The sequence below is a fragment of the Halorientalis pallida genome (assembly GCF_049605515.1).
In the GTDB taxonomy this organism is placed as follows: Archaea; Halobacteriota; Halobacteria; order Halobacteriales; family Haloarculaceae; genus Halorientalis; species Halorientalis pallida_A.
Genome location: NZ_CP187158.1, coordinates 1,531,861 through 1,555,067, shown reverse-complemented (window position 1 = coordinate 1,555,067; position 23,207 = coordinate 1,531,861). Strand labels below are relative to the sequence as shown.

Genomic DNA, 23,207 nt, shown 5'->3' with positions numbered 1-23,207 from the left:
ACATCTCTCCCCCCACACCCCTTTCGGGACACACCGCGGAGTCACGGCTGAGCGATTCGCAACGCCTTTGCGCCCGGACCGCCCCCCTCCGCACATGAAGCTAGCGGGCATGGCCAGCAACCGCGGCCGCAATTTACTGAACGTCCACGACCTGGCACCCGGCGGGGCCGAACTCGCCGTCGTCCTCACCAACTCCGAGGACGCGCCGGTCGTCGAGAAAGCCCGGAAACGGGGGATTCCGACCGAGACCGTCGTCCAGCGCGACGACGAGAGCCGACGGGAACACGAGGCACGCGTCGTCGACGCCCTCGACGACTACGAGTTCGACCTCGTCTGTCTGGACGGCTACATGCGCGTCCTCTCGGACACCTTCCTGGACCCGATGCCGACCACGCTGAACGTCCACCCCTCCCTGCTGCCCGCCTTCCCGGGCATGGACGCGTGGGGCGACGCGCTGGAGTACGGCGTCGACGTGGTGGGCTGTACCGTCCACGCCGTCACCAACGCCGTCGCCGAGGACGGCTCGCTCATCGAGGACGAGGTGGACGGCGGCCCCGTCGTCACGCAGGAACCGATCCCCGTCTACGACGGCGACGACGAAGCGGACCTCAAAGAGCGCGTCCTCTACCAGGGCGAGATGAAGGCGTACCCGCGGGCCGTCAAGTGGTTCGCCCAGGACCGCGTCGAGATCGACTGGGCGGCTAATCAGGTCCACGTCGAGGGCGACACGGGCGGCGACTTCCCCGAGCGCCGGGTCACCAGCGAGGACCGCCACGCCGACCTCCGCTACGGGGAGAATCCCCACCAGGACGCGGCGCTGTACGCCGACCCGACCTGCGAGGAGGCCAGCGTCGTCTCGGCCGACCAGTTGAACGAGGGCGCGAAGGGGATGTCCTACAACAACTACAACGACACCGACGCCGCCCTCAACATCGTCAAGGAGTTCGACGAGCCAGCGGCCGCGGTCATCAAACACACCAACCCCGCGGGCTGTGCGACCGCCGACACGCTCGCCGAGGCCTACGCCGACGCGCTCGCCACCGACCCCAAGAGCGCCTTCGGCGGCATCGTCGCGCTCAATCGGGAGTGCGACCAGGAGACGGCCGCACAGATTATCGACTCGTTCAAGGAAGTCGTCGTCGCGCCGGGCTACACCGACGACGCCCTCGACACGCTGTTCGAGAAGGAGAACCTCCGCGTCCTGGACGTGAGCGACAACTACGACGTGACCGAACCGGTCACCGAGAAAGACCTCGTGGGCGGACGGCTCGTGCAGGAACGGGACACCCAGGCCCCCACTCGCGCGGACCTGGAAGTGGTCACCGAGCGCGAACCGACCGACGAGCAGATCGACGCGATGCTCTTTGCCTGGCAGACGATCAAACACGTCAAATCCAACGCTATCCTGTTCGCGAGCGGTACCGAGACGGTCGGGGTCGGTGCCGGGCAGGTCTCCCGCGTCGACGCCGTCGAGATCGCGAAGATGAAAGCCGAAAAGGACGCCGAGGGCAAGTCGGCCGCGGGTGCCGTGATGGCGAGCGACGCCTTCTTCCCGTTCCCGGACGGGATCGAGGCCGCCGCCGAGGCCGGCATCGAGGCGGTCATCCAGCCCGGCGGCTCGGTCAACGACGACGACGTGATCGAGGCCGCCGACGAACACGACATGGCGATGGTCTTCACCGGCTCGCGGGCGTTCCGGCACGACTGATCGGCCGACTGCCCTGCCGCTCCTCGGGACAGAATCGAAGCCCCGGGCAGAATCCGGGGCAGAACACCGGCCGGGACGGCGGCCCTGACTCGACGGGCAGTCCCGGGCAGCGCTAGCAACTCGAAGTCGAAACCGGCTTTTCGATCAGGCGTAGGCCGACATGTCGGTCATCTCGTAGCCGACGATGAGCTTCATGATCTCCTCGGTACCGTCGGGGATCGTCATCGTCTGGGCGTCGCGGTAGTACCGCTCCAGCGGGTAGTCGGTCGAGAGGCCGTTGCCACCGTACAGTTCGACGGCGTGGCGGGCGGTCTCGACGGACTTGTCACAGGCGTAGCCCTTCGCGAGCGAGGAGTACATCCGAGACTCGTCGTCGGCGTTGGACAGCTTCTCGACGGCCTCGTGGGTCAGCAGGCGCGAGGTCTCGACGTTGGCCTTCATCTTGTAGAGGCGGTTCTGGACGAGCTGGTGCTGGGCGATGGGCTTGCCGAAGGTCTCCCGGTCGGTCGCGTAGTCGAGCGCGTCCTCGTAGGCCGCCTGCTGGATGCCGACCGCCATCGCGGCCATCCCGGTCCGCATGAACGAGAAGATGGCGTTCAGCGGCTTGTGGCTCAGGAACAGGTCGACCATCTCGTTGGGGAAGGGCAGCGCCTCCGCGAGGTCGCCGTGTTCGAGGATCAGGTTGCGGATGGCGTTGCTGAGCTTGTTGTCCTCGGGCACGCGCACGTCGTCGAAGAACATCTGGCCGGTCGGCGAGCCCTTCCAGCCGAGCTTGTCCAGCTTGCGCGTGTCGAACGGGGAGTTCTCCTGGTCGACGATGAACATGTCCTGGGCGTCGTTCTCCTCGTCCCAGGCGACGATCATCGTCAGGTCACAGATCTGGGCGTTGCTGACCCAGGTCTTCTCGCCGTTGATGACGTACTCGTCGCCGTCCTTCCGGGCGACGGTGTTGGGCTTGCTGGAGTGACTGCCCGAGCCGGGCTCGGTGACGCCCAGCGCGCCGATGGCCTCGCCGTTCTCCAGTTTGTCGCCCAGCGCGTCCTGGGTCTCCTCGCTGGCCCAGTTGGCGAACATGGCCGGGAACGACATGTTGAGCATGACGTTCAGGCTCGGCCAGACCCGGGAGATCTCCTCGGAGCCGATGACGTAGTACTTGAGGTCGCCGAAGTAGTCCTGTGCGGTCTCCTGGTCGAAGCCGATGCCCAGCTTCCGGAGGTCGCGCAGGTAACCGACGGCCTCCTCTTTGGTCATCTCCTGTTTGTCCAGTTCCTGCACGTCCGGTTCGATCTCGCTCTCGAGGTAGTCCCGGAGCGAGTCACGGAACATCTCGTGTGTCTTGTCGAATTGCATGTTGTCGTCTCCCCCATGGCGGCACCGACGCCCCGCACGTCGGCGGCCAGGTTAGCAGAGCGTTATCGTGGAACGGCGTAATGCCTGCCCCGTCACATACGAGGTAGGTTTATGTCCGAGCTGGCTGGCACAAACGTAATGGGCTGGCCGTCGTAGCAGGCCCCACATGGATCGACCGAACCTCCAGGGGCGCGTCCCCGATACGCTCACCTCGCGGCTCCCGGGTGGGGAGTCCGATGTCCCCGGGGACGCCACGGGTGGATCGAGCGTCGACGATTCGGCCCCCGACGCCGACGAGTCCGCCTCCCGGCGATTGACCACACTGCTCACCCTCTCAGGGCTGGGGCTGGCGGCGCTGGGCGTCGTCCTCCGCTACGCCCTCGACGGCCGCGGCGCGGGCGAGGCCGACGACGAGGGCGACCGCGACGACCCGAATCTCGACCGGGACTTCGAGGGGAACGTCCAGGTCGTCGGCGACACCGGGGCCGTCGACGTCGCCGACGAAGCACCGAGCGACGCGACGAGCGAGGAGAGCGAGACGGCCTCCGGGGAGGGCGACGACGCGGCCGACACCGAGACAGAGCCGGAGACCGACGTGTCCGTCGAGACGTTCGGGGCGGATCGAACCGCCGACGAGGAGGACGGTAACGGCGCGGAGGTCGACGACGGCGACGCGGCGGCCGAACGCGAGGAGCCGCCGCGGATCGCGCCGCTGGTCGGGATGGTCGCGCTGGTCGGGATGCGACTGTTCGTCGAGCGCGTGCGAGAACGGTACGCCGAGCGCCCGAACGACGCCGCCGCTTAGTTGTAGGCCGAGCGGCCCGTGATCTCCTTGCCGACGATGAGCTTCTGGATCTCCGTCGTCCCGTCGGGGATCGGCATGACGCGGGCGTCACGGAAGTAGCGTTCCAGCCGGTTCTCGGTCTTGAGGCCCTCGCCGCCCATCACCTGGATGGCGTTCGAGGTGGCCTCGTGAGCTTTCTCCGCGGTGTAGCCTTTCGCCATCGAGGTGAGCAGGCGCGCGTCGCTGGACCCCTGCTCCAGGGACTCCAGGGCCCGCCGGGAGAGCTGGCGCGAGGTCTCCAGATCGACCCGGATGTCGTAGAGCAGTTCCTGGACGAGCTGGTGTTCGGCGATGGGTTTGCCGAAGGTTTCGCGTTCCTCGACGTAGTCGACGACCTCGTCGTACGCCGCCTGCATGATGCCGACGGACATGAACGACATCCCGGTCCGCATGAACGAGAACGTCGCGTTCAGCGCTTTCTGGTCGAAGAACAGCTCGGCGACCGAGTCCGGGAACGGCACCACGTCGGTCAGCTGGTTGCCGTCGCGGATCGCGTTGCCGATGATCGCCGACAGCTTGTTGTCCTCGGGCACGCGGACGCCGTCGAGGTACATCCGCCCGTTGTTGACGGCTTTCCAGCCGATCTTGTCGAGCGTCTCGGCCTCGTAGTCCGAGTACTCGCGGTCGACCAGGAACATGTCCTGGGCGTCGGCCTCCTCGTCGTGGGCGACGATCAGCGACACGTCCGCGATGGGCGCGTTGCCGACCCAGGTCTTCCCGCCTTCGAGGACGTACTCGTCGCCCTCCTTTCGGGCGACCGTCCGGGGCTGTGCGGTGTCCGAGCCTCCCTCAGGTTCCGTGACCGCGAGCGACCCGATGCACTCGCCGGTCTCCAGTTTCGAGAGCTGGTTTGCCCGCGTCTCCTCGCTGGCGAAGCGGACGAACTGGGCGGGAAAGCCCATCAGGAGTCCCACGTTGAGACTCGGCCAGTAGTAGCTGATCTCCTCGGAGACGATGGCGAAGCGACGCAGGTCCCCGAAGAACTCCTCGACGGTGTCGGGACTGAACCCGATCCCCAGTTCTTCGAGATCCTTCATGTACTTCACCATCTCGTCGCGGGTGAACGGTTCCTGGTCGGCCTCGTCGACGACTGGCTCGACTTCTCGCTGCAGGTACGCACGCAGTTCCTCGCGGAACGCTTCCTGTTCTTCGGTCAAATGCATGATTAATCGTGTATGTTTGGTGGTTCTGCCCGGCGTCCTGTCCGGTCGTCTGTGACAGAATCCGGGACGCCGCCGGATCGAATCGCGTCGGTGTCCCACGTGCCCGGGACGGCGTCCACGTGCCGCGGACCTCGTGTCAGTGTCGTGGCGGAATTAGTTCGGGACGTTGTCCGTGATCTCGCCCATGACGGAGGCGAGCTGGGTGCCCTTCTGGACGGAGCCGTCCAGTTCGTACTGCTGCTGCATGAAGCCCTGCACCGGGTCGATGCCGCCGGTGATGAGGCCGGTCAGCGTGTCGGCGGGGCCGGTCAGCGTGAGGTCGGCGTCCGAGACGGTGCCGGAGCCGCCGGTGATGGTCTCCTCGCTGGCGTTGACGTCGAGGTGGCCCTGCATCGGGCAGTCGTCGGCCTCGAAGTTCGCCGTGATGTCGGCGGCGATCTGGTCTTTGATCTCCGGGTTCTCCTCGACGAGCATGTTGACGCCCGTCCAGAGCAGGTCCTGGAACTGGTCGCCGGCCTCGGGCTCTTCCTCGTAGAAGCTCGCGATGTCGATGTCGTCCATCCGGCCGATGACCTGCGCGAACAGTTCGGGGTTCTCGCCGATGAGTTCTTCTTCCTGACCCTGAATGTCTTCGAGCAGACCCGGCAGGTCCTCCTTGAGCTGTTCCTCGTCCTTGTCGAGCGTTTCTTCGACGCGTGTGATGAGTTCGTCTGACATAGTTTCGCCCATTCCCCACCGGCACCCTGTGGCCGATGGCTACTGCTACGTATAGCTCCTATCCCCCTGAGGGTACCCCGTCGTATGTGAGGGAGTTTTATATACTGACTCCGGACCCGTCCGATTTGTTGAACAACACGAGGGAAATTTACACACTGATCGCTCTGAAACCGGCCAGTGAGTGCGACAAAAATATTGGGTTTCGGACAGTTAGAACAGGAAGCGCTTGTCCAGGTCGCTGGCCACGTCGGTCATCGTCAGCGCGGCGTCGGAGTACTGGAGGATCTTCTGCATGTCACCGTCCAGCTCCAGCTTGCCGGACATGATGGCCTCGACCACGTCGAGGTCGCCGTTGACCAGGTCGACCCACTGGTCGAAGTCGCCGGTCAGGACGAACCCGTGGTCGCGCTCGTCGAGCGTGTCCATGGTCGTCGTGTCGTAGCAGCCACCGTCTTCCAGGCCGATCCAGGCGTAGACCGTCCCGTCGTCGGTGACGTTCTCCTCCAGTTCCGTGAGGAGGTCGTCCATGATGTCCGGCATGACGCGGCGGAGGCCGGGCCAGACCTTCTCGGGCGCTTCGGAGATCTTCGTCTCCAGCAGTTCCTGGGCGGCGCGTTCGGGGAGGGGCCCGTCGCGAGCCTCGATCCCCTCGGCGACGTCTTCGGGCGCGTCTTCGAGGACGGTCTCCAGCGTGTCCTCGGGCAGTTGGGTGATCCCCTGTTCGAGGGCCTCCCAGACCTCCTCGGGGAGGTCGTCGACCGTTCGCTCCTCGATCGGGAGGTTCTGCATCTCGAAGACGAAGTCACCGTTCCAGCCGACGCCCCAGCCCTCGCCGGTGTCTTCGAGTTCCTGACTGTCGTCGAGCGCGTGCTGGTACCTGGTAAGCCATGCCGTGGTCGGGAAGTAATCGTCGAGTTCGAACTGTTGTTCCTGTGTACTCATGGGTATCACCCCGTTGTGCGGGTCGGTCCCCCAACTGCGCGCCCGCCAACGGATCCACCCATACCGACACTGGAGATCCCAAAAATAGTTCTCCCGTCGATGTGAGGTTGTTTAAATACCGTACAGCGGCGAAAGCTAGGCTTATTAAGTCACTCGGGGAGAAACAGCCGGAAATTGCCGAAAAAGCGACCACACAGCGGTCTCGACCCACCTAGAGGATGTCCATGTCGCCGCCGAACAGGTCGCTCTGGGTGTCGGTCTCGATGGTGCAGTCGGATTTCGGGTAGGTGATACAGAGGAGCGCGAACCCGTCGTCTTCCTGCATCGGGTCCAGTGCCGCGCCCTCGCTCTGGTCGATCTCACCCTCCTGGACCGTCCCGACACAGGAGGTACACTGTCCCTTCCGGCAGGAGTAGGGCAGATCCAGGCCGGCGTCCTCGGCCGCGTCGAGGATGTACTCGTCCTCGTCGACGGTGAGATCGATCTCCTCGCCCTCGTGTTCGAGGGTAACCTCGTACTCGCCGCCGTCGGTGACGGCTTCGCTGGTCGCGTCCTCGCTCGTATCTGCCCGTCCGCTCATAGCTCCTGGCGAAGCTTGTACATCTCCAGCGCTTCGAGTCGCGGGTCGTTGTTGGTGTCCTCGTTGTCGCTGGCGGCCGCGCCGGCCACGCCCTCGTTGTTGGCCCGGCCGGTCCCCGAGTCGAGGATGTAGGCGACTTCTTCTTCGACCTTCTCGGGGGCCATCCCGAGGTCGTCCGCCGCTTCCTCGATGGCCTCGTCGATCTCGTCGTCCGATGCAGTGAACTCCGCGCCTTCGATGTCTTTGAGTTCCGTCATGATCAGTCACCCGCCATCTTGGCCGAGTAGATGTGGTCGTACTTCTCGATGACCGCCTCGTAGTCGCTGCCCTGTGCGTCCTCCATGGCGTCGGCGGCGGCCTGCATGAACTCCGTGGCGCTCCCGGCGTCCAGGTCGAGCGTGTCGAACATCATGTCTCCGGCCAGCCGCGCACCGCGGTTCACGAGTTCGTCGAAGTCCACGTTCAGCGGGTCACCGACGGACTCGGTGATGAAGTAGGCCGTGTCGGTGATGTACCCGATGTCCTCGACGGCCTGCTCCCAGATGGCGTTCTCGACGCCCTGGTACTCCGGAACGCCCGCGCGTTCCTTCTCGATGAGTTCGTTCAGCACTTCGAGTCCGAAGGTAATGTGTCGCCCCTCGTCGGTGCTGATGAACTGGAAGCCCTTGTTGAGCAGCTTGAGCGGCGCTTCCTGCATCATCCGGTTCTTGGCGAAGTACCCACCGCGGGCGAGGATGCCCTCGACGCCGATGTGGTAGTTCGTCGCCGCGCGGGCGATGTCCGTCGGGTCACCGCCGTCGGCCGCCTGGGCCTGGAGCGTACCCTGACGCTCGAACATCTCGCCCGCCCCGCAGGCCTCGGTCCGGGGGATCTGGATGCCCCCGCGCCGCGTGTCGAGTTCGTACTGCGGGAACTTGTCGACCATCACGTTCGTCAGGTACAGGTCGAAAAACTGCGTGTGCTTTGCCTCCTCCAGCGCCAGCGCGGAGGCGAACATCTCCTTCTCGATGGATCGGTCGAACCACGGCGAGGACACCGTCTTCATGATGCGACGGGCGTCCTGTGCGACCGCGTGTTCGCCGTCGATGAAGTACGAAATGAGCCGCGCCCACTGCTCTTTCTCGTTGTCGTCGAGCGAATCCCAGACCTCCCGGTCCTCCTCGAAGCCGACCTTGTGCATCAGCTTCTCCGCGTCCCACGTCCCCAACTCGACCGACTTCTGGTACAGCTCGTAGTACGTATTGTCGGTGTCGATCCGCCCCGCTTTGATCTGATCAGTGCTGGCGTCCATACCCACGACACCGTACAACAGACTAGTGGATACAAATACCCCCGATGATATGAGGAGCTTTTTAACAAGGGGTTCGCCACCGGAATCAGCCGTCGAGCCACCGATATGACCGGGTGTGTGATAATACCACGGGAACCGTGCGGCGCTCTCGACCCGCTTCTATCATCATCGAACAGGACGTTAAGCGCCTGTGACTCCCGTTACCGGGCCCCTCACCTCACATCACTGCCGAACTCCTTTTGTTCCCCTGGTTAGAACTGGAGGACATGCGGGAGTTCAACATCGTCCTCCGGACGGAGGACGGCACGTACAATCCGCTCGACGAGGCCATCGTCGAGCACCCCGAGCTGACCCGCGAGGCCGCGCTTCACTTCGATCTGATGTCCGACGGGACGAGCGTCCTGCTCTATCACCTCACCGGTGACGCCGACGAACTGGAGGCCATTCTGGAAGACGAGGAGAGCGCGCTCTCCTACGACGTGTTCGACGTGGAGGACGACGGCGTGCGCGCACACGTCCGCTTCGCGGCGAACACGGTCCTCTCGGCGATGATCCAGCTCATGGACGAGTACGACCTCATCATCGACCCGCCGGTCGACATCGACGAGGACGGCGGGCTGCACATGAACGTCGCCGGCGACTTCAAGAAGATCCGCGAGGCCGCCCGGATGCGCCCCGGGGATCTGGATATCGAACTCCAGGAGGACGACTCGGGGACGGTCGACCGCGTCGACGTGACGACGCTGCTGACCGAGCGCCAGCTCGAAGTCCTGGAGGTCGCCCTCGCGAAGGGCTACTACGAGATCCCGCGGCAGGCGACCAACGAGGACATCGCCGGTGAACTGGACTGTTCGACCAGCACCGTCGGCGAACACCTCCGGAAGATCGAGTCCCGGATCATCTCCCAGGTCGGGCCCGACTGACCGGAGACGGCCGAGTCCGACAGTCTAAAGCGCGCCGCTGTGTTCGGTCGGCGTATGGAGTTCCACGACGCGGCGAACTTTCTGTTCGACCTGCGCCGGTACCCGCCGCGGCCGGGCACGACGGCGACGCGGGACTTCCTCGCACATCTCGACGACCCACAGGACTCCGTTCGAGCCATCCAGATCGCCGGCTCGAACGGGAAGGGCAGCACGGCGCGGATGACCGAGCGCGTCCTCCGCGAAGCGGGCCTCGACGTGGGTTGTTACACCTCTCCCCACCTCGACGACGTGCGCGAACGCGTCCGGATCAACGGCCACAAACTCACGGAACAGGCACTCGTCGAGTTCGTCGACGAAGCCAGGCCCTACGTCACCGACCGCGCGGCCGACGGGGACGCCCCTACCTTCTTCGAGACGCTCACGGTGCTTGCGCTGTGGGCCTTCCGCCGCGCCGACGTGGACGTGGCCGTCCTGGAAGTCGGCATCGGCGGCCGTCACGACGCCACCAGCGTCGTCGACCCCGTCGCCAGCGCCGTGACGACCGTCACCCTCGAACACACGGACCTGCTCGGCGACACCGTCGCCGAGATCGCCCACGACAAGGCTCACGTCGCACCCGACGACGCACCGCTCGTCACGGGTGCGACCGGTGACGCCCGCGAAGCGGCCCGTGATGTGGCCGGTGACATCTACACGGTGGGCACCGACGCCGACGAGGACTGCACCGTCTCCTACGATGGCCGCGACGGACTGGAGGCGGCGATCTCGCTCGACGGCGGCGACTGGGCGGTCGACACGAAACTGCCCCTGCTGGGGGAACACCAGGCCCGCAACGCCGGGGTCGCGGCGGCGCTGACTCGACAGGTCGCCGACGTGGACGGTGCGGACCTCGCCCGCGGCCTTCGCAACGCCCACTGGCCCGGCCGGTTCGAGGTGATGGGCCGGGACCCGCTGGTCGTCCTCGACGGCGCGCACAACCCCGGCGGCTGTGACGCACTCGCCGACACGCTCGGTTCGTTCGACTACGACGACCTCCACGTCGTGATCGGCGCGATGAGCGACAAGGATCACCGGGGTATCGCGGCGGCCCTGCCCGACCCCGATCACGTCGTGGCCTGCGAACCCGACCTCGGCCGCGCCGAGGCCGACGACGTACTCGCACGCGCGTTCGAGGCCGAAACCGACGCCACGGTCGAGACTCGGAGCGACGTGGCCGGCGCGTTCGAGATGGCCCGCGACGCCGCCGGTCCCGACGACTGCGTGCTGGTGACCGGCTCGCTGTACTGCGTCGCGGAAGCGCGGACGGACTGGACCCGTCCCACGGTCCCCAAGCGCGTCGACTCGGTGGGCGAAGCCCGCGAGACGCTCTCGGACGCCCACGTCACCGACGCCGGCGTCTGGCGGATGGGCGGGAAGGGCGTCCATCGCGTCCTGCGAACCCGCGTCCAGCCCCGGCAGGCCCAGTACCTCAAAGAGGAGATGCTCTCGCTGGGCGGGGAGTGTGCCGTCTCCGGGCTGGTCGATCAGGACCGCGAGAACGTCGACGCCGTGTTGATGGGGACGCTGGCGCAGTTCAAGCGCCTCTGCGGGAAACTCGACGGCCAGCCCTACGGACTCTCGCCGCTGGCCGACGATCTCCGGGCCGCGCTCGAAATCGAAGGGCACGGTCCCGACGAGCGCGGCTACCCCTGGGAGGACGGCACCGCGGTCATGGGCATCCTCAACGTCACGCCGGACAGTTTCCACGACGGTGGGGAGTACGAGGCCGTCGAGGCCGCCGTTTCCCGCGCAGAGGAGATGGTCGATCACGGCGTCGACATCGTGGACGTGGGCGGGGAGTCGACACGGCCCGGTGCCGAACCCGTCCCCGCCGACGACGAGATCGACCGCGTGGTCCCGGTGATCGAACGGATCAGCGATCTCGATGTGTCCATCGCGGTCGACACGCGCAAGGCCGCGGTCGCCCGCGCGGCCCTGGACGCAGGCGCGGACATCCTCAACGACGTGTCCGGCCTCGAAGACCCGGAGATGCGCCTGGTCGCGGCCGATCACGACGTGCCCGTCGTCGTGATGCACAGCGAGGAGACGCCGGTCGATCCCGACACCGACCGCGAGTACGACGACGTGGTCACCGACGTACTCGACGAGGTGACCGAGCGCGTCCTGCTCGCCGAGAAGGCGGGCCTGGACCGCGAGCAGATCGTCGTCGACCCGGGTCTGGGTTTCGCCAAGTCCCCGGCCGAGGACTTCGAACTCCTCGGCCGGATCGACGAGTTCCGGGCGCTCGGCTGTCCCGTCCTCGTGGGTCACTCCCACAAGTCGATGTTCGAGCGGATCGACCGCGGCCCCGACGAGCGACTGGCGGCGACCGTCGCGGGGACGACGCTGGCCGCCGAGCGCGGGGCCGACATCGTCCGCGTCCACGACGTGAAGGAGAACGTCGCCGCAGTCCGGGCGGTCGAGGCCGCAGACGACACGCCCGACGCCGGTGACGAGTGACTGCGGTTCGAGTCCTCGCTCACTCCCCGTGCATGTCGAACGCCGTCGGCAGGTCGTGGGGCATGTGTCCGCCGCCCTCGGCGGCGCGCTCGCCGTAGCGCCGAAGATCGGGCCGGAAGTCCGGATGGGCACACTCGCCGACGAGTGCCTCGAACCGCTCGTCCGGCGTCAGGCCTCGCAGGTCGGCCACACCGTGTTCGGTCACCACCACGTCCACGTCGTGATCGGGGTGATCGACGTGGGACGCCATCGGAACGATCCGAGAGACCTCGCCGTCTTTTGCCGTCGAAGGCAACACCATCATCGAGAGCAGTCCGTTGCGGGCGAAGTCGCCGGAGCCGCCGATCCCCTGCAGGAGCTGTGATCCGCGGACGTGTGAGGAGTTGGTGTGGCCGTACACGTCGACCTCGACGGCGGTGTTGATGGCGACGACGCCGAACGCCCGGATCAGCCCGGGGTCGTTCGAGACGCTCATCGACCGCGTAACGACGTTCTCGGCCACGAGTTCGGGCCGGTCGAGCAATCGGCTGATGCCGTCCTCGCCGAGGACGAGTGCGGTCGCGCTCGCGGCCGAGAGCGTCCCCGCCTCCAGCAGGTCGAGCAGCCCGTCCTGTGCGACCTCGCCGAAGTAGCTCACCTGCCGGTCGCCGAAGTCGAGGTCGCCGATCCGTTCGGTGATCTCGTTGCCCAGCGACCCGATCCCAACCTCGAAGGCGAATCGCTCGCGGAAGGCCGGGTTCTCGGCGAGTTCGTCCGCCAGGAACTCGATGGCGTTGTCCGCGATGGCCCTCTCGGCGTCCGAGGGGTCCCGGAATGGGTAGGGGATCGGATCGTTCTCGGTGCGGACGACGGCCGCCAGTTTGTCGGAGTCGAACCGGACGAACTGGTCGCCCAGGCGCTCGCCCGGGTCGGACAGCGAGAGTGGGTCGCGGGGTGGCGTCGCGGGCGACCAGGTGTCGTGCAGGTGCTGGAGTTCGAGGGGCAGAGCCTCGTTGACTTCGACGATCACCTCGTCGGCGGCGGCGACGAACCCCGGAACGCCGCCGACGGCGGTCGTGGGAACCAGCCAGTCCTCACCCACCGCGAGGGCTTCCACCACCGCCACGTCGGGGTCGCCGAACTGGCCCTGTGCGACCGACTGCTCGACGACCGAGAGGTGATCGTCGACGAAGCCCACACGCCCGTCGTTGATCGCCCGCTTGAGGTTGGGCCACGCCGAGAACGGATAGCGGAGGTCGAGCGCGTCCGCGTTGGGCAACTCGGTGTCGGCGACGAAGCCGGCGTCGGCGCTCGCGGGGACCGTCAGCGAGAGACCCCGGTTCGAGGCGGCGAGTTCGTGTGCGATATCTTTCGGGCCGGCGCTGAGGCCGCTCATCGGGACGGTACCGTCGTCGGGAATCAGATCGGCGGCCGCGGTGGCGTCGGTCGTTTCGACGCCGTCGGCGACACGCTGGGTCGTCTCCTGCATACCGGTGCTTCCAGTCGCCGACGGAAAGCCGGGACGCCATAGAAGTGAGCCCCCTCAAAACAGGCCGTGTTCCTCGCGCAGGTCTCGATAGCAGTCGAGGTACTGATCGAGGACTTCCTCGTGGTCGTACCGGTCCATGTCGGGGTCCCGATCCAGCCGCTCCATGCCGGCGGCGTCGCGGATTGCCTCGGTCAGTTCCTCGTCGTCGGTGACCCGGAAGCTCCGGCGGTAGGTCTCGATGAGTTCGTGCGCGCTGGATTCGGCCTGATACTCGACGATGCCGATACAGCCACAGGCCAGCGCCCAGAGCAACTCCGTGGCGAAGTTCTCCCGGAAGGCCGTGTGGACGAAGGTGTGTGCGCCCCGGTAGATCGAGAGCCGCTCCTCGCGGTCGAGGTCGCCGGCGAAGGTGATCCGGTCGTCGATCCGGAGGTCCGCGGCCTGCTGTTCGATCTCCTCGCGTCGGGGGCCGTCGCCGATGATGGTCGCCGACCAGTCGCGCCGGCGCAACTCCGCCAGCGCGAGCAACAGCGTCTGGACGTTCGCGTCGGCGTCCAGGTCGCGGGCGTAGACGATGTCGGCGTCCTCGGCCGGTTCGACCTCGTCGATCAGCGACGTGTCGATGCTCTCGGGGATGACCCGCGTGTTGTCGCCGGTCGCCCCGTGTTCGCGGACCGTCGTCCGGACGAGTTCCGACGGCGTGACCACCGTGTCGGGCAACTTCGCGGCGTAGTTCCGCGCCCGCGAGTCGGGCAGGTTCTCGTCGCCGAACCACTCGACCACCAGCGGTGCGCGGGCAGGGACGGCCGCGAGTTTCGCGGCGGTGACGACGGCCGGCGGTTCGGGCGTCGCGTGGATCACGTCCGGGCGGTCCAGCGCGACGACCCACGGGATTCTGGCGAGAAAGGCCGCCTTCGAGTCCGAGACCGTGATCCCGCGGTAGGTGATTCCCTCGTGTTCGATGGTCTCGGGGTAATCCGGCCACCACTGGGCACAGTAAACTGTCACGTCGTGGCCGCGAGCGTCGAGGTTCGTCGCGATGCGGTGGAGGCGTTCCCGCCCCTCGGTGGACTCGTGAAACACCGTCCGCTCCGACACGAAGGCGACCCGCATACCCGGGGGGACACGGCGACCGCTCAAAAATCCCTGTCCTTTGTCCGACACGGAGGCGCGGCGGGGATCGGCCGGCGACTCTCCCGCTGGTCGAGTCGCCCGGCTCACGGCTCCCTGCGGTCGCCGTTCGCGCATTCGGAGTCGCTCCCTACAGTCGCGACTCCCGCCGCGCAAAACGTATACGCCGTCCGTCCGACCGACAGCCATGCACGACCTGGAGCGATACCTCAACGTCCGCAGCGCCTACGGCGCGTCCATCGGTCCGGAGGGCACCCTCGCCTTCCTCATGGACACGACCGGCACCCCGCAGGTCTGGACGCTCGACGAACCCGCCGGCTGGCCCGAACAACGCACGTTCTACGACGAACGCGTCACCTTCTGCTCGTTCTCGCCCGAGCGCCGCGAACTCGCCTTCGGCATGGACGAGGGCGGCGACGAGTTCACGCAACTGTTCCGCCTCGACCTGGACTCGGGCGCGGTCCACCCGCTCACCGACACGCCCGACGCCATCCACTACTGGGGCGGGTGGTCCCACGACGGCGACCGCATCGCCTTCGCCGCCAACCGCCGCGACGAGTCCGTCTTCGACGTGTACGTACAGGGTCGCGACGAGCAGGGCGACGAGGCCGAACTCGTCCACGAGGGCGACGGCTGGCTCGCGCTGGCGGGCTGGAGCCCCGACGACGACCGCCTGCTGGTCACCGAACACACCTCCTCGTTCGACAAGGACCTGTACGTCCTCCATCTGGACTCGGGCGACCTCGAACACGTCACACCGCACGACGGCGACGTGCGGTACAACAGCCCGTCCTGGGGCCCCGACGGCGAGGCGATCTACTGCTGTACCGACCGCGAGAGCGACACGCTCCGGCTGGAACGGCTCGACCTGGACACGGGCGAGTTCGCCATCGTCGAGGATGGGGGTGAATGGAACGTCGACGGTATCGCGCTGGACGACGAGACCGGCCGGCTGGCCTTCTCCCGGAACGTCGACGGCTACACGGAGATCACGGTCGGCGAACTGACGGGCGCGACAGAGTACGACACCCGACCCGCGCCGGACCTGCCCGACGGTACCGCCGGCGGCGTGAGCTTCGGTCCCGACGGCGAGGCGTTCGCACTCTCGGCGTCGAGCCGGACGAACAACACCAACGTCCACCGGGTCGCGTTCGAGTCGGGCGAGACCGAGCAGTGGACGCGAGCCTCGACCGCCGGCATCCCTCCATCTTCGTTCCGCGAGCCCGAACTCGTCCACTACGACAGCTTCGACGGCCGGGAGATTCCCGCCTACTTCACGCTCCCGGCGGAGGCGGCGCGGGACTCCACCGGCGTCCCGGTCATCGTCGATATCCACGGTGGGCCCGAGAGCCAGCGCCGCCCCTCCTTCTCGGGCCTGACCCAGTACTTCCTGTCGCGGGGCTACGCGGTCTTCGAGCCCAACGTCCGTGGCTCGACGGGGTACGGCAAGGCCTACACCCACCTCGACGACGTGGAAAAGCGGATGGACTCGGTGAAAGATATCCGGGCGGCCGTCGAGTGGCTCACCGACCAGTCCGCGGTCGACCCGGATCGGATCGTCGCCAAGGGCGGCTCCTACGGCGGGTTCATGGTGCTGGCGGCGCTGACGGAGTACCCGGACCTCTGGGCGGCCGGCGTCGACTCCGTTGGCATCGCGAACTTCGTCACGTTCCTCGAAAATACGGGGGCCTGGCGGCAGGAACACCGCGAGGCCGAGTACGGCTCGCTCGAAGACGACCGGGAGTTCCTCGAATCCATCAGCCCGCTCAACCACGCCGACCGCATCGAGGCGCCCCTGTTCGTCCTCCACGGTGCGAACGACCCGCGGGTGCCGGTCGGCGAGGCCGAACAGATCGTCGAGGAAGTCCAGTCACAGGGCGTCCCCGTCGAGAAACTGATCTTCGAGGACGAGGGCCACGGCATCTCGAAGCTGGAGAACAGGATCGAGGCCTACACGACGGTCGTCGACTTCCTCGACCGGCACGTCTGAAACTGTAACTGGCGAATCAGAAAACTTGTTGACGGGGCAGTAGAGAGGGAGAGTATGGCAGCGATCGAGACGGACGCCTTGACCAGGCGCTACGGGGAGGTGGTCGCCGTCGATTCGGTCGACCTGACCGTCGAACAGGGGGAGGTCTTCGGCTTTCTGGGACCGAACGGGGCCGGGAAGTCGACGCTCATCAACATGCTACTGGACTACACGCCGCCGACCTCGGGGGAGGCGCGTGTCTTCGGCCACCGGACGCGGGGGGAGGCCGTCGACATCCGCGAGCGGGTCGGCGTCCTGCCCGACGCCTACCAGCTGTACGAACGGCTCTCGGGCCGTCGACACCTGGAGTTCGTCGTGGAGGCCCGCCAGGCCGACGACGATCCCGACGACGTCCTCGACCGGGTCGGGCTGGACCCCGAGGACGCCGAGCGAGAGGCCGGCGGCTACTCCAAGGGGATGGCCCAGCGGCTCGTCCTCGGGATGGCGCTGATCGGCGAACCGGACCTGTTGATCCTCGACGAACCCTCCACCGGGCTGGACCCCAACGGCATCCGACTGATGCGGGACATCATCCGGGAGGAGGTCGACCGGGGCGCGACCGTCTTCTTCTCCAGTCACATCCTTGGGCAGGTGGAGGCGGTCTGTGACCGGGTCGGCATCATGAACGAGGGGCGACTCATCGAGGTGGCGAGCCTCGACGAGATCCGCGACACCATCGGGGTCGGGACGACGCTGCACGTCACCGTCGACCAGCAACCGGACCTCACGCTGTCGGACCTGGAAGCCATGGACGACGTGAGCAACGTCCGGGCAGACGGGCCGGAGTTGACGATGAACCTGTCGGACTCGACGGCGAAGGCGAAGGTCATCAACCGGCTCGAAGATGGCGGCGCGACGGTCGTTGACTTCGAGACTGCCGAGTCCTCGCTCGAGGAGCTGTTCGCCGAACTGATCGACGAGGACGAGACCGAAGCGGAGGTGTCGGCATGAGGGACCACCAGCTCGCGGTCATGGCCCGCAAGGACTTCGACGACGCCGTCAGATCGAAGGCAGTCTGGGTCGTCAGCGCCCTCTTTGCCCTGATCGCGATCCTCGCCACCTACCGGATCTCACAGCTCAACTTCCCGGACGGCGTCCCGGCGGGTGTCGTCCCGAAGCTCGTTCTGGTCACGCTCACGAACCCGATCACCTGGATCGTCCCGATCATCGCGCTGGTCGTCGGATACATGTCGGTCGTCGGCGAGCGCCGGTCGGGGAGCCTCAAACTCCTGCTGGGACTCCCCTTCGAGCGCGCGGAGATCTTCGTCGGGAAGATACTCGGCCGGACGGCGGTCATCGGTGTGAGCATCGCCGTCGGCTTCCTCGCGATGATCGTTACGATTCCCGTCCTCGTCGGTCTCGGTGCGCCAGGGGAGTTCTTCGTCGCCATCCTGGGGCTGTTCGTGGTGACGCTCCTGCTCGGGGCCGTGTTCACGACGCTCGCGGTCAGCGTCTCGGCGCTGGCCAACACGCGACGTCAGGCGATCACGACGGTGTTCGCACTGTTTTTCGTGACGCACGTCGCCTGGACCGGCGTGATCCAGTTCCTCGCGTTACCCTTCGGTGGTGTCCCGAGGGGTGGGTCCGGTGGCTGGTACCTGCTTCTCAGCTACCTCAGCCCGACCGCCGCGTACACCCGCGTGGCATCGCTCGTGTTTACGAACTTCCCGGTCCCGTATCCCGGCATCGCGATGGACGGCATCGGACAGCGGGCCCGTATCGTCGAGAGTCTCCAGCCGACGCCGTTCTACCTCACCGAGTGGTTCGCCATCCTGACGCTGCTGGCCTGGGCGGTCGGCGCTGGACTGCTGGCCCACGCCGTCTTCCGGAACGCCGACCTCGGCTGACGGCGTTTTCGCTCGACTCATCGCTCGATACCACCCCGTTCCCGTCCGGCGTCAATCGGGGGTTGTGTGCCTTCCGAGAGGTCGAAAAGATGTGACGGGTTTATCGTCCGATGGCACGTGTCTGATTGCATGACGCTTGCCGGTCGGTCACGGGACCAGGTCGAGGACATGCTGGCCGAACTCGAAGCGGGGTACGGGTCGTTTCCAGTGTCCCAGACGACGGTGTCGGTCCCGTCTGGGTGTTACGAGGAGACCGTCCGGGAGTGGCGGCGGGCGGTCGCGCGGGCGGACGTTCACGTTCGCAACGAGGCGGGTGAGGTCCTCGTCCTCGCCGACGGCGACGAGGTACGTCCGCCGGGGTCGGCCGTCAGCCCCGACCAGTCCATCGAGGAACGGGCCCGGCGTGCGGTCTCCCGGTCCGTCGGCGTCGAGTGCCGGATCGACGGGCTACAGGCCGTCACCATCGCCGGCGTCCAGAACGAACACGACGCGGACGACGACCCAGTGTATCGACTGGTCGCGCTGTTCGCCGGCACGCACGTCGGCGGCACGCCCGCGGCCGGCTGTCAGTGGCACGCCGACCCGCCGGAGAGTCAGCTCCTCATATGACGCCGGTCGCGCGGGCCGCCTCGCGGGCCGCCGGTTCGCTCACGCCGTCGCCGAGGATCGTGTAACGGTCCCGGATGCGGTGGGCCGTCGTCAGCGCCTCGATCACCGTCTCGTCGTCGATCCCCAGTTCCTCGGCGGTCGTCGGCGCACCGATCCCGGCCAGCGCGTCCCTGATCTTGCGCCACTCGGTCTCGCCGCTGTGGAGGTACTCCGTGATGATCGAGCCGACGCCGACCTGGTGACCGTGGAGCGCGGCCCCGGGGACGAGCCGGTCGAGTTGATGTGAAAAGAGGTGTTCCGCGCCGCTGGCCGGCCGGGACGAGCCCGCGATCGACATCGCCACGCCCGAGGACACCAGCGCCTTGACGACGACCCACGCCGACTCCTCGAGCCCCTTTTTGACCGAGTCGGCGTTCTCGACGAGCATCTCCGCGGTCATCTGGCTGAGCGCGCCCGCGTACTCCGAGTACTCGACGTTTTTCAGCCGGTGGGCGAGTTGCCAGTCCTTGACGGCGGTGTAGTTGCTGATGATGTCGGCACAGCCGGCGGTGGTCAGCCGCCAGGGGGCCTCCGCGAGGATTTCGGTGTCGGCGACCACGGCGAGGGGCGGTTCCGCGGCCACGCTGTGGCGCGTGTCCCCCTCGGGCACCGAACCGCGACCGCTGACGATGCCGTCGTGGCTGGCCGCCGTCGGGACCGAGACGAACCCCTTCCCGAGTTCGTCGGCCGCCATCTTCGTGATGTCGATGACTTTCCCGCCGCCGACGCCGATCAGGAAGCCGATCTCCTCGGACCGGGCGGTCTCGATGACGCGTTCGACTTCGGCGAAACTGGCCTCCTGGACCGTCGTCAGTGCCGGTTCGGTCCCCTCGGCCCCGAACGCCTCGACGACGCGGTCGCCGGCCACCTCCCGGGGCGTCGGACTCGTCACCACGAGCGGTCGGCCCGTCAGGTGTAACTCGGCGACGGCGTCGACCGTCTCGTCGAGGACGCCGTGCCCCACCACGACGTTCCGGGGCAGGCGTATCCACGTCGACTTGTCGAACATGTGTTCCCGTCTCGGCCGACGCGTGAAACCATTTTCTCTCGATACGGGATCGGCCGTCCGACGGAACGGCCGTGCATCGCCTCACGCCAGCGTGTCCAGCACGCCAAGCACGCGCGCCTCGGCCTCGCGGTCTGGCCCGTATTCGCTCCCGTCGCGGTCGCTCTCGACGTAGTCCTCGACCGTCGTCGCGAGTGCGTCCTCGGGCGGCGTCGACTCCCAGCCCAGTCCCGACAGTTTCGCCGTCGACAGCAGGTGGGGATAGTCCCGGTAGAGCGGGAACTCCTCGGCGTCGATGTCGCCGGCCGCGAGTTCCCGCGGTCCGGCGTGGACGATCTCGACCGATTCGCTGAGTACTGAAGCGATGCCCTCGACGAGTTCGTCCAGTGTCGTCGCCCGACGGTCGCCGACGTTGTAGGCCTCGCCCGGCGTCCCGTCCTCGGCGACGATCCGGAGCGCCGCGGCCACGTCCGCGACGTAGGCCCGGTGCCAGACGTTCGTGCCGTCGCCGGGGACGAGGACGCGGTCGTGGTTCGCCACGCGGTCGATCCAGTAGTCCACCCGGCCGGTGTAGTCGTGGGGGCCGTAGACGTTGCAGGGCCGGACGCTCGTCGCGTTCACGCCGTCCTCGGCCGCGGCGAACACCGCCCGGTCACCCTCCGCTTTCCGCGGGCCGTAACTCGCCGTCGAGTCGTCGCTCGCCTGTTCGTCGGAGCAGTCGTGGAGGGCGGTCTCGCCCTCGCGTTTCGGGATCGCTTCCTCGCCGTAGGCCGCGCCGCTGGAGACGAAGACGTAGGCCTCGGCGTCGTCGAAGATCCGGGTCGCGGCCCGCACGTCGCGGGGGTGGTAGGCCACGCAGTCGATCACCACGTCCGGGGCGACGGCGTGGGCGGCGTCGGCCAAGTCGCCGTCGTCGGTGCGGTCGCCCCGGACGTGCTCGACGGCCGTGTCGGCGAAGGGGTCGTCGTGCTCGCCGCGGTTGAAGATCGCTACGTCGTAGCCGTGGTCGCGCAACTCCGCGACGGTGTGGCGGCCGATGAACCGCGTCCCGCCGATGACGAGCGCCTGGGTCATGCGTCACTCCACGACGCCCCGAGTGAAAAGGTTCGGTCCGGAGCCGGCGGGACCGCCAGGTACTGCCGCCACTCGCACGGTATCGGCTGTCAATACACGGCCAACCTTTTATCGGCGACCTAGCGTTGGTTTCGGAGGCTACGTCTCCAGGGCTCCGGGCCCGAATCTGTGATGAGGGTACAGTACACGCCGTACACGGTCCCACTAATCGCGAGTGCGTTGCTCGCTCTCCTCAGTGCGTATTACGTCCAGCGCCAGAGCGACCGGCTCTCGGCGACCATGTACGCGTGGGCGATGGTCTCGATGTCCCTCTGGGCCGCCAGTTCGGCGGCCGCGCTGACCGCCGTCGACCCGCTCACGACCCGGGTGCTGGTGGGGGCCGTCCTGGGCTTTGCCGCACTGACGACGGCGACCTGGTGTCTGTTCTGTCTCAGCTACAGTGGCTACGAGCGGTGGCTCTCCTGGCCGCTGTTCACCGTCTTCGGCGTCGCGGTCGCGGCCATCACCGCACTCACCGTCTCGAACCCGCTCCACGACCTCGTGTTCGTCGACCGGACGGTCGACACCACCGGCGGCTGGGTCACTGTCGGCCACGAGTGGGCACCGGGTCTCTGGCTCTCCGTGCTGGTCGTCTACGTCATCCACGGGATCACCCACGCCGTCCTGTTCAAGAAGTTCCGGCGCTCGCGGAACCTCTATCGGACCTTCACGTTCCTCCTCTTGCTGGCCAGTCTCACCATCTGGCTCGCCAACATCCTCTCGGTGGCGGGCTACAGCCCGCTTCCACACATGATGTTCGTCCCGCTGGTCTTCCTGTTCTGGGGCGTCCTGGGCCTCCTGGTGCTGGCCAGCAGGCGGTTCGTCCGGTCGCTACCGGTCGACCGGTTCCTCGGACTGATCAGCCCCCGATCCGACGACGTCGTCCCGCTGGCCCGGGATTTCGTCGTCGAGGAGATGGACAGCGGCGTCGTCATCCTCGACGCGACCGACTACGTCGTCGACGTGAACCAGCGCGCGAAAGCGATGCTGGACTCCCAGAGCCGTCTCATCGGCAAGCCGATCCACGAAGTCCTCGACCTCGACGAGTACTTCGAGGACGGACTGGCACGCACGGAGAGCCGCCAGCAGATCTGGGTGCGGTCCGCGAACGGCGACCGGAACTGCTACGACGTGAGCGTCTCCGCGATCACCGGCGACGACGGGTCCGCCGTCGGCCGCGCCATCGTGATGAACGACATCACGAACCAGAAGGAACGCGAACAGCGCCTGCGCAACCGCGAACAGGAACTCCAGACGCTCAAGCAGGTCCTCTCGCGGATCATCCGGCACAACATCCGTAACGACATCAACGTGGTCCAGGGCAACGCCGAGTGGATCGCCGCCAACGCGGCCAGCGACGACGTGGCGACCAAGGCCGAACAGATCGTCGCCACGGCCGAGGACCTCGCGACCACCAGCCGCAAGACCCGCATCGTCGACCGCGTCGTCGGCACCGAGTACGACCTGATCGACATCGACCTCGAATCACTGCTCGCCGACACGCTGGCGGACATCCGCGCCGACCATCCCGAGGCGACCATCCGAACCGCCGTGCCCTCGGGCGTCTCCGTCCGCGGGAACGCCTATCTCTCGGCGGCCATCGAGAACGCCATCGAGAACGCCATCGTCCACGATCACAGCCCGAACCCGACGGTCGAGATCGAGGTCCAAACCGACGACGATACCGTCTCCCTGACGATCCGCGACGAGGGCCCCGGCATCCCCGAACAGGAGATGGCGGCCCTCGAGAGCGGCGAGGAGACCGAGCTGATCCACGCCAGCGGGATCGGCCTCTGGCTGATCGACTGGATCGTCCGCAACTCCGGCGGGTCGGTCACCTGGTCGAACACCGACTCCGGGGCGGTGACGCGCCTGGAACTGCCCCGGGCCGCGTGAGCGGGCCGAGCCGAGCGGCAAAATATTGATACGGATATAGGTTCCACGGATA

The 23,207-nt window shown here is 67.0% G+C and carries 20 protein-coding genes; 9 read left to right on the top strand and 11 right to left on the bottom strand.

All coding sequences use genetic code 11. The features are described 5' to 3' along the window. The first annotated feature begins 94 nt into the window (after window positions 1–94). Window positions 95–1,708 (top strand): bifunctional phosphoribosylaminoimidazolecarboxamide formyltransferase/IMP cyclohydrolase, encoded by a 1,614-nt coding sequence (purH, locus tag ACOZ4N_RS09660; protein WP_424019715.1) that lies wholly within the window; start codon window positions 95–97, stop codon window positions 1,706–1,708. Window positions 1,709–1,852: 144 nt separating this feature from the next. Here purH and ACOZ4N_RS09655 read toward each other — a convergent pair whose 3' ends face one another. Next, a complete protein-coding gene (locus ACOZ4N_RS09655) occupies window positions 1,853–3,058 on the bottom strand; it encodes an acyl-CoA dehydrogenase family protein (RefSeq protein WP_424019714.1) in 1,206 nt (401 codons plus the stop codon). Between the two features lie 166 nt (window positions 3,059–3,224). On the opposite strand from ACOZ4N_RS09655, the gene ACOZ4N_RS09650 reads away from it, so the two are divergent. After that, complete coding sequence (locus ACOZ4N_RS09650) at window positions 3,225–3,863, top strand: hypothetical protein (RefSeq protein WP_424019713.1); 639 nt, start codon at window positions 3,225–3,227, stop codon at window positions 3,861–3,863. Here the strand turns inward: ACOZ4N_RS09650 and ACOZ4N_RS09645 are convergent. The 6 genes from ACOZ4N_RS09645 to ACOZ4N_RS09620 form a co-directional block, all read right to left on the bottom strand. Continuing rightward, window positions 3,860–5,065 (bottom strand): acyl-CoA dehydrogenase family protein, encoded by a 1,206-nt coding sequence (locus tag ACOZ4N_RS09645; protein ID WP_424019712.1) that lies wholly within the window; start codon window positions 5,063–5,065, stop codon window positions 3,860–3,862. The two genes, ACOZ4N_RS09650 and ACOZ4N_RS09645, sit on opposite strands and share 4 nt — an antisense overlap. Window positions 5,066–5,218: 153 nt before the next feature. Beyond that, window positions 5,219–5,782, bottom strand: coding sequence for an SCP2 sterol-binding domain-containing protein (locus ACOZ4N_RS09640; protein WP_424019711.1), 564 nt, complete (start codon window positions 5,780–5,782; stop codon window positions 5,219–5,221). Between the two features lie 210 nt (window positions 5,783–5,992). Continuing rightward, the gene (locus ACOZ4N_RS09635; RefSeq protein ID WP_424019710.1) at window positions 5,993–6,724 is read right to left on the bottom strand and encodes an SCP2 sterol-binding domain-containing protein; all 732 of its coding nucleotides are present in this window, start codon (window positions 6,722–6,724) and stop codon (window positions 5,993–5,995) included. A 211-nt stretch (window positions 6,725–6,935) separates the two neighbouring features. Continuing rightward, window positions 6,936–7,304 (bottom strand): 2Fe-2S iron-sulfur cluster-binding protein, encoded by a 369-nt coding sequence (locus tag ACOZ4N_RS09630; RefSeq protein WP_424019709.1) that lies wholly within the window; start codon window positions 7,302–7,304, stop codon window positions 6,936–6,938. Next, window positions 7,301–7,561: a hypothetical protein gene (locus ACOZ4N_RS09625; RefSeq protein ID WP_424019708.1), complete on the bottom strand. Its 261-nt coding sequence runs from the start codon at window positions 7,559–7,561 to the stop codon at window positions 7,301–7,303. The genes ACOZ4N_RS09630 and ACOZ4N_RS09625 overlap by 4 nt, the downstream gene beginning before the upstream one ends. Window positions 7,562–7,563: 2 nt before the next feature. Beyond that, complete coding sequence (locus ACOZ4N_RS09620; protein WP_424019707.1) at window positions 7,564–8,595, bottom strand: ribonucleotide-diphosphate reductase subunit beta; 1,032 nt, start codon at window positions 8,593–8,595, stop codon at window positions 7,564–7,566. Between the two features lie 266 nt (window positions 8,596–8,861). On the opposite strand from ACOZ4N_RS09620, the gene ACOZ4N_RS09615 reads away from it, so the two are divergent. Together ACOZ4N_RS09615 and folP are read left to right on the top strand one after the other, a co-directional pair. Continuing rightward, window positions 8,862–9,518: a helix-turn-helix domain-containing protein gene (locus ACOZ4N_RS09615; RefSeq protein WP_424019706.1), complete on the top strand. Its 657-nt coding sequence runs from the start codon at window positions 8,862–8,864 to the stop codon at window positions 9,516–9,518. A gap of 54 nt (window positions 9,519–9,572) precedes the next feature. Beyond that, window positions 9,573–12,017: a dihydropteroate synthase gene (gene folP, locus ACOZ4N_RS09610; protein ID WP_424019705.1), complete on the top strand. Its 2,445-nt coding sequence runs from the start codon at window positions 9,573–9,575 to the stop codon at window positions 12,015–12,017. A 19-nt stretch (window positions 12,018–12,036) separates the two neighbouring features. Here folP and ACOZ4N_RS09605 read toward each other — a convergent pair whose 3' ends face one another. Further along, window positions 12,037–13,485 (bottom strand): acetyl-CoA hydrolase/transferase C-terminal domain-containing protein, encoded by a 1,449-nt coding sequence (locus ACOZ4N_RS09605; RefSeq protein ID WP_424019704.1) that lies wholly within the window; start codon window positions 13,483–13,485, stop codon window positions 12,037–12,039. 54 nt (window positions 13,486–13,539) lie between these two features. Further along, complete coding sequence (locus ACOZ4N_RS09600) at window positions 13,540–14,598, bottom strand: glycosyltransferase family 4 protein (RefSeq protein WP_424019703.1); 1,059 nt, start codon at window positions 14,596–14,598, stop codon at window positions 13,540–13,542. 205 nt (window positions 14,599–14,803) lie between these two features. Here ACOZ4N_RS09600 and ACOZ4N_RS09595 point away from each other — a divergent pair, with 205 nt between their 5' ends. The 4 genes from ACOZ4N_RS09595 to ACOZ4N_RS09580 all read left to right on the top strand — a co-directional run bounded on the left by ACOZ4N_RS09595 (window position 14,804) and on the right by ACOZ4N_RS09580 (window position 19,101). Next, entirely contained in the window at window positions 14,804–16,606 is a 1,803-nt protein-coding gene (locus tag ACOZ4N_RS09595; protein WP_424019702.1) for a S9 family peptidase, read from the top strand. Between the two features lie 54 nt (window positions 16,607–16,660). Further along, window positions 16,661–17,596: an ATP-binding cassette domain-containing protein gene (locus tag ACOZ4N_RS09590; RefSeq protein ID WP_424019701.1), complete on the top strand. Its 936-nt coding sequence runs from the start codon at window positions 16,661–16,663 to the stop codon at window positions 17,594–17,596. Next, window positions 17,593–18,492, top strand: a complete 900-nt coding sequence (locus ACOZ4N_RS09585) for an ABC transporter permease subunit (RefSeq protein WP_424019700.1) — start codon at window positions 17,593–17,595, stop codon at window positions 18,490–18,492. Before ACOZ4N_RS09590 ends, ACOZ4N_RS09585 begins: the two co-directional genes overlap by 4 nt. 129 nt (window positions 18,493–18,621) lie before the next feature. Further along, complete coding sequence (locus ACOZ4N_RS09580; protein WP_424019699.1) at window positions 18,622–19,101, top strand: hypothetical protein; 480 nt, start codon at window positions 18,622–18,624, stop codon at window positions 19,099–19,101. On the opposite strand, the gene ACOZ4N_RS09575 is transcribed toward ACOZ4N_RS09580, so the two are convergent. Then, complete coding sequence (locus ACOZ4N_RS09575; RefSeq protein WP_424019698.1) at window positions 19,094–20,149, bottom strand: NAD(P)-dependent glycerol-1-phosphate dehydrogenase; 1,056 nt, start codon at window positions 20,147–20,149, stop codon at window positions 19,094–19,096. The two genes, ACOZ4N_RS09580 and ACOZ4N_RS09575, sit on opposite strands and share 8 nt — an antisense overlap. 81 nt (window positions 20,150–20,230) lie before the next feature. Further along, a complete protein-coding gene (locus tag ACOZ4N_RS09570) occupies window positions 20,231–21,220 on the bottom strand; it encodes an NAD-dependent epimerase/dehydratase family protein (RefSeq protein WP_424019697.1) in 990 nt (329 codons plus the stop codon). Between the two features lie 171 nt (window positions 21,221–21,391). On the opposite strand from ACOZ4N_RS09570, the gene ACOZ4N_RS09565 reads away from it, so the two are divergent. Continuing rightward, the gene (locus ACOZ4N_RS09565; protein WP_424019696.1) at window positions 21,392–23,155 is read left to right on the top strand and encodes a histidine kinase N-terminal 7TM domain-containing protein; all 1,764 of its coding nucleotides are present in this window, start codon (window positions 21,392–21,394) and stop codon (window positions 23,153–23,155) included. Window positions 23,156–23,207: the final 52 nt, after the last annotated feature.